Genomic DNA, 6,403 nt, shown 5'->3' on the forward strand with positions numbered 1-6,403 from the left:
GCCTTTTTAAGTCCTTGCTGCCAGTCTTGGCGGCGGAACCGAGGGGATGCCCATGCCGACCGAATTCCTGCTTGTTGCCTTTGCCGGCCTGATGACCGGCGCCGCGCTGTCCGATGCGGTGCGTTTCATCATCCCCAACTGGCTGTGCGGCGTGATCGCTCTGGCCTTCCCGCTGGCGGCGCTCACGGCCGGATTCGGATTGGAGCTGTCCGGTTTTCACCTGCTGGGCGGATTTCTGGCGCTGCTTGTCGGTTTTGCCCTGTTCGCGCCGGGCTGGATCGGTGGCGGCGATGCCAAGCTCTTTGCCGCAGCCGCGCTGTGGATGGGCTGGCCGGCCCTCTTCCCTTTCCTGCTGCACACGGTCGTGGCCGGCGGTATCCTGGTGCTGGGCCTTCTTGTGCTGCGGCACGGCGCGCCGCTGGCCCGGGTTCCGGCGGGTTGGCTGAAAGAAACCGCGCTCGATCGCGGCGCGCCGGTTCCCTACGGCCTGGCCATCGCCGCAGGTGCCCTGTGGACCCTGCCGCAAACGGCCCTGTTCGCCGCGATCTGACTCGCGTGAACGCACGGCGCTGCAATCGGATCCGGGAAAATCCCGGGTTCAAAGGCATTCTCCCGATAGCATTAACGCGACTTTGAGGAATTCCACGTCTCCTGTGGACGTATTCGTGCGTCCCAAGAGGTTCGAAGCGTCCCATGAACGCTGTCCGTATCGCCATTCTTGCCGCTGCCGCCATTGCCGCGATCGCGGTCGCCTTTTTCGTCAGGCAGGCCATGACCGGAAATGAGACTCCGCAGGTTGTCGAGGCCCCGCAGGAACGCCCGGCCGTGCGCATCCTGGCGGCACGCAACGATCTCGCGACAGGCGCCCGCGTGGGTGCCGCCGACTTCTACTGGCAGGCCTGGCCCGACGAGGCGGTGGCGCCGGGCTATGTCGTGGAAGGGCGCGGGCAGGGAATCGAGGATTTCGCCGGCTCGGTCGTGCGTGCGCCGATCAGCCAGGGCGAGCCGATCACCGGTCGCCGTCTGGTCCAGCCGGGCGATGCGGGCTTCATGGCGGCGGTACTGACGCCGGGGATGCGTGCGGTTGCCGTGCCGATCTCGGCGGAACGCGGGGCCGGCGGCTTCATCCTGCCCAATGACCGGGTCGACGTGATCGTCTCGTTCGAGGAAGAGAGCGAGAGCCGCCGGGGCGGCCGCTCCTTTGTCGCCCGTACCATTGTCGAGAACGCCCGCGTTCTGGCCATCGACCAGACCTTCGGCGATGGCGACGGCGAGGAGGTCGTGCTTGGCGAAACCGCTACGCTTGAACTGACTCTGGACCAGGCTCGCGCCGTGTCCCTGGCGGTGGCGCGCGGCGAGGTTCACCTCGTGCTGCGCAGCCTGACCGACAATGAGGGCGGTCCGACGCTGGTCAGCGGCGGTGAACCGGTCGTGAGCCAGTCCGGCGTGGACGATGCCGACGGCCGCCGTTCGAGCCATGTGACCCTGATCCGCTATGGCCGCGCCCGGCAGGTTGCGCTGGCTGGAGACGAGTGAGGATAGACGCGATGATCCGCTCCCTGATCCTTCTCGCCGCCCTGGCGGCCGCTGCACCCGCTGCGGCCCAGGCCCAGACCAATGAGCGCGGCAATACGATGCAGGTGCATATCCGTGCGCCGGGCGACGGTCCGGTCTCGCAAGGGCTCGACCTGCCGCTGAACAAGGCTGCCGTGGTGCATCTGCCAGTCGATGTCGCCGACGTTCTGGTGACCAATCCGGCCGTTGTCGATGCCGTCGTGCGCACGCCGCGCCGGGCCTATCTGATGGGGATGGGCATCGGCCAGACCAATGCCTTCTTCTTCGACGCCGACGGCCAGCTGATCCTGGATCTGGATCTGCGTGTCGAGCGCGACCTTGCGCCGCTGCAGAGCGCACTCGAACGTTTCCTGCCGAATGCCCGCGTCACGGCCGAGGCGATGAATGATCACATCGTCCTGTCGGGGTCCGTGCCCAGCGCGGCTGATTCCGATGCCGCGATGCGCATCGCCCAGCGCTGGGTGGAAACCCCGGAAAACATCCTCAACATGGTCTCCGTGCAGGCGCGCGAACAGGTCATGCTGAAAGTGCGCATCGTCGAGATGCAGCGCACCATCGTGCGCCAGCTGGGCGTCAATCTGACCGCCGGCGGCACTTCGGGCGAATTCGGCTTTTCAGTTGCCAGCGAACCCGACTTCTCGCGTGTCGGCCGTTTTCTCGGCGGGACCAGCGCGGTCGTGAACTGGCTTAGCGGTAATACGGGTGACGGTGTCAGCAATGTGCAGACCCTGCTCCTGGCGATGGAGCGCGTCGGCCTGGTCCGCACCCTGGCCGAGCCCAATCTGACGGCCATCACCGGCGAAAGCGCGAACTTCCTGGCCGGCGGCGAATTCCCGGTCCCGGTGGGGCGCGACCGGGACGGCAATATCATCATCGAATACAAGCCTTTCGGCGTGGGTCTCGGCTTCACGCCGGTCGTGTTGTCGGAAGGCCGGATCAGCCTGCGTATTTCCACGGAAGTGTCCGAGCTGACCAATCAGGGTTCGCTGACCTTCCAGTCCAGTGCGGTGACCGACGATGATGGCAACATCATCGGCCAGATCCCGGGCCTCACGATCCCGGCGCTGAATGTCAACCGGGCCGAGACCACGGTGGAATTGCCTTCGGGCGGCTCGCTGGTCCTGGCCGGGCTTATCCAGGAAGAGACGCGTCAGAATCTCGACGGCGTACCGGGCGTGCAGAACCTGCCCGTGCTGGGCTCGCTGTTCCGTTCGCGCGATTTCGAGAACCAGGAAACCGAACTGGTCGTGCTGGTCACGCCCTATCTGGTGGACCCGGCCAATCCCGACAACTTGTCCACGCCGGCCGACGGTTTCCGCAATGCCGGCGAAGCCGCCAGCCTGCTCTTCAACCGCATCAACCAGGCGTATTCGGTGCCCGGCTCCGATACCGGTGACCGCGGTTGGTCCGGGCCTGTTGGCTTCCTGTTCGAGTAGTGGAGTGGGTGATGGTCGCTAAACGCAAGACATTCGCAGCCCTGGCCGGCCGGGCCGCCGCGGCCCTGCTGCCGGCCTGCGCCGCGACGCCGTCGCCGGACCTCGACATGCCTCAGGCGCGCGCGGTCGCCGAGACCTTCCAATCCTCCATGCGCATCGATCCGCGCGACAACAGCCTGACCTGGGCCCAACTCGATCAGCTCGCGGCGATCGCGGCAGAGTACAAGGCGCGCGGCCATGGCCCGCTGGTGATCAGCTATCCCCAGGGTGCGGGCAATCAGGATGCGGCGATCGGCGCTATCGCCGAGGCCCGCACCTTTCTGTACGAACAGGGCATCGACTGGCGCATGATCGCCGGCGGCGCCTATGACGCCCGCGGCGACCGGCAGGGCGAGGTGGTCTTTTCCTTCCGCCGCTACGTCGCCGTGGCCCCCGATTGCGGGAGGACCTGGGATAATCTCGCCGTGGAAGTGAACAATCGCCACCACAGCAATTTCGGCTGCGCGATGGCAGCCAATCTGGCGGCCATGGTGGCCGATCCGCGCGATCTCGTCGCGCCACGTACGATGGACGCGCCGGACACCGGCCGGCGCCAGACGGTGCTGGACCGGTATCGGGCCGGCGAGTCGACAGCGAGCGCCCGCAGCGAGCACGAAAGCGGTGCCGTCAGCAATGTCAGCAATGAATAAGAAAGGGGGCGAAAGCGCGCTATGAACGACGCAAACAGGGCCCTGAAAAACGATCCCCTGCTGGACGACGACGATCCCTTTCTGGACGCCGCCGACGTCGAACGTATGATGCTGGGCGAAGCCGCGCCGGACGAGGCCGATGACGGGCCGTTCGGCGCGACGTCGGGCGAGGACCCCTATTTCGACGAGGCCGACTATGACGAGGCCGCGCCGTCTGCGCCCGTCGATCCGGTATTCGAGGATGTTCGCGACGAGATCGGGCCCATGGCGGCCGGCAGTGCTCTCTATGGCGAAGTCGACCAGGAATTCTCCGACCAGCCCGTGCCGCGGATTTCCGTGGGTGCGTTCTGCGAGCGCCCGGAAACCGGCGCGCTGATCCACAATGCGGCGGGCGACCGCCGTCTGGCCAAGGCCCATGTCACTGTCGAACTGGGCGGCCTGCCCGCGGCAATCGAGCGCTATCACGACGAATCGACGCCAAATCTCCTGATTATCGAAAGCGGTATGCGCGGGCGCGGCCTGTTCGACCAGCTCGAGGAACTGGCCGGGGTCTGTGATCCGGACACCAGGGTGATCGTGATCGGCGCGGCCAACGATATCGCGCTCTATCGCGAGCTGATGAAACGCGGGGTCAGCGAATACCTGGTGCCGCCGATGATGCCGTTGCATCTGATCCGGACGATTTCCGAACTCTTCCTCGATCCCGATCAGCCCTTTGCCGGCAAGACGGTCGCCTTCATCGGCGCCAAGGGCGGGGTGGGGTCGTCGACCGTGGCGCACAACTGTACCTGGGCACTGACCGAGGGCATCCAGTCGGATGCCGTGCTGGTCGATCTGGACCTGTCCTTCGGCACCGCCGGCCTGGATTTCAACCAGGACCCCGCGCAGACGCTGGGCGATGCGCTATCCGATCCGGAACGTCTGGACGATGCCCTGCTGGACCGGCTCCTGGTGCGTTGTACCGACCGGCTCAGCCTGTTCTCGGCTCCCGCGACGCTGGACAAGGACTGGGAATTCACGCCGCGCGACTACGAGACCGTGCTCGAAAAAGTGCGCCGCCAGGCGCCCTTCGTCACGCTCGATCTGCCGCACACCTGGAGCCCGTGGGTCAAGCAGACCCTCCTGTCCGCCGACCAGGTCGTCGTGACCGTGGCGCCGGACCTGGCATCGCTGCGCAATGCGAAGAACCTGTTCGACCTGGTCACGACGGCGCGGCCGAATGACGAGCCGCCGAAGATCGTTATCAACATGGCGGGCATGCCCAAACGGCCGGAAATCCCGATCAAGGATTTCGCCGAGGCGCTGGGAGCCCAGCCAGCCCTTGTCCTGCCCTTCGAGCCGCAATTATTCGGCAAGGCGGCCAATAACGGGCAGATGATCACCGAACTCGACGCCAAGTCAAAGGCGGCCGAGGGCTTCAACCATCTGGCCGGTCTGGTCAGTGGCCGCGTGGCTGCGCCGATGCGGTCGCGGTCTTTCATCGGAAAACTGTTCGGAGGCTGATAGCCCATGTTCGGCAAACGCGCCGGAGGCCCGACAACCCGCACCGCACTGTCGGCGCCGCCCCCCGCGGCGCCGAAGGCCGAGGCGCGTGCGGACGAGGCCGGCGAGCGCCGGGCCGAGGCGGTTATTGCCAAACCGGCGGTCAAGGACGCACCGGCACCGAAACCCGCCGCCAAGCCGGCGGCCAAATCCGGCCCCACCTTCCAGTCGCCCAAACCCGCAGCGCGCACGGCGCGGGTGGCGGCGCCGGACGGCCGGTCGGAAGAGTATTATGCAATCAAGACCACGATCTTCAACGCGCTGATCGACACGATCGATCTGGGCCAGCTGGCCCGGCTCGACAACGAGACGGCGGCGGAAGAGATCCGCGACATCGTCACCGAGATCATCTCGATCAAGAATGTCGCCATGTCGATCGCCGAGCAGGAAAACCTGCTCCAGGACATCTGTAACGACGTGCTGGGCTTCGGCCCGCTGGAACCGCTGCTGGCGCGGGACGATATCGCCGACATCATGGTCAATGGCGCCGACGATGTCTTCATCGAAGTGAACGGACGGGTCGAGCGGACCAATATCCGCTTCCGCGACAATGCCCAGCTGATGAATATCTGTCAGCGCATCGTCAGTCAGGTCGGCCGGCGGGTCGACGAGAGCTCGCCGATCTGTGACGCGCGCCTGATGGACGGTTCGCGTGTCAACGTGATCGCGCCGCCGCTGGCCCTGGACGGGCCCACGCTGACCATTCGCAAGTTCAAGAAGGACAAGCTGACGATGCGGAACCTGGTGGAGTTCGGCTCCATCTCGGCGGAAGGCGCCAAGGTTCTCTCCATCATCGGCGCATCGCGCTGTAACGTGCTGATTTCCGGCGGTACCGGCTCGGGCAAGACGACCCTGTTGAACTGCATGACCGGCTTCATCGAGGAAGACGAGCGCGTGGTGACCTGCGAAGACGCCGCGGAACTGCAATTGCAGCAGCCGCACGTGGTGCGCCTGGAAACCCGGCCGCCGAACCTGGAAGGCTCGGGCCAGGTGACGATGCGCGATCTGGTCAAGAACTGTCTGCGCATGCGTCCCGAACGCATCATCGTCGGCGAGGTGCGCGGACCCGAGGCGTTCGACCTGCTGCAGGCGATGAATACGGGCCATGACGGCTCGATGGGCACGCTGCACGCCAACAGCCCGCGCGAAGCCCTGTCGCGT

The 6,403-nt window shown here is 66.0% G+C and carries 6 protein-coding genes; all 6 read left to right on the top strand.

The genetic code is table 11. From position 1 onward, the window contains the following. Positions 1-52: 52 nt before the first annotated feature. The gene (locus Q1U94_RS10745) at positions 53-550 is read left to right on the top strand and encodes a prepilin peptidase (RefSeq protein ID WP_300544350.1); all 498 of its coding nucleotides are present in this window, start codon (positions 53-55) and stop codon (positions 548-550) included. 143 nt (positions 551-693) lie between these two features. Beyond that, the gene (cpaB, locus tag Q1U94_RS10750; protein WP_300544352.1) at positions 694-1,536 is read left to right on the top strand and encodes a Flp pilus assembly protein CpaB; all 843 of its coding nucleotides are present in this window, start codon (positions 694-696) and stop codon (positions 1,534-1,536) included. Between the two features lie 11 nt (positions 1,537-1,547). Next, positions 1,548-3,011, top strand: coding sequence for a type II and III secretion system protein family protein (locus Q1U94_RS10755; RefSeq protein WP_300544354.1), 1,464 nt, complete (start codon positions 1,548-1,550; stop codon positions 3,009-3,011). 11 nt (positions 3,012-3,022) lie between these two features. Then, positions 3,023-3,700 carry a CpaD family pilus assembly protein gene (locus Q1U94_RS10760; RefSeq protein WP_300544356.1) on the top strand — a complete coding sequence of 226 codons (678 nt, stop codon included), beginning with the start codon at positions 3,023-3,025 and terminating at the stop codon, positions 3,698-3,700. 21 nt (positions 3,701-3,721) lie between these two features. Further along, on the top strand, positions 3,722-5,203 hold the full coding sequence (locus tag Q1U94_RS10765; protein ID WP_300544359.1) for an AAA family ATPase: 1,482 nt from the start codon (positions 3,722-3,724) through the stop codon (positions 5,201-5,203). Positions 5,204-5,209: 6 nt separating this feature from the next. After that, the coding region (locus tag Q1U94_RS10770; RefSeq protein ID WP_300544361.1) for a CpaF family protein at positions 5,210-6,403 on the top strand (1,194 nt) is incomplete at its 3' end.

Origin of the sequence: Maricaulis sp., from assembly GCF_030149515.1 — a bacterium.
In the GTDB taxonomy this organism is placed as follows: Bacteria; Pseudomonadota; Alphaproteobacteria; order Caulobacterales; family Maricaulaceae; genus Maricaulis.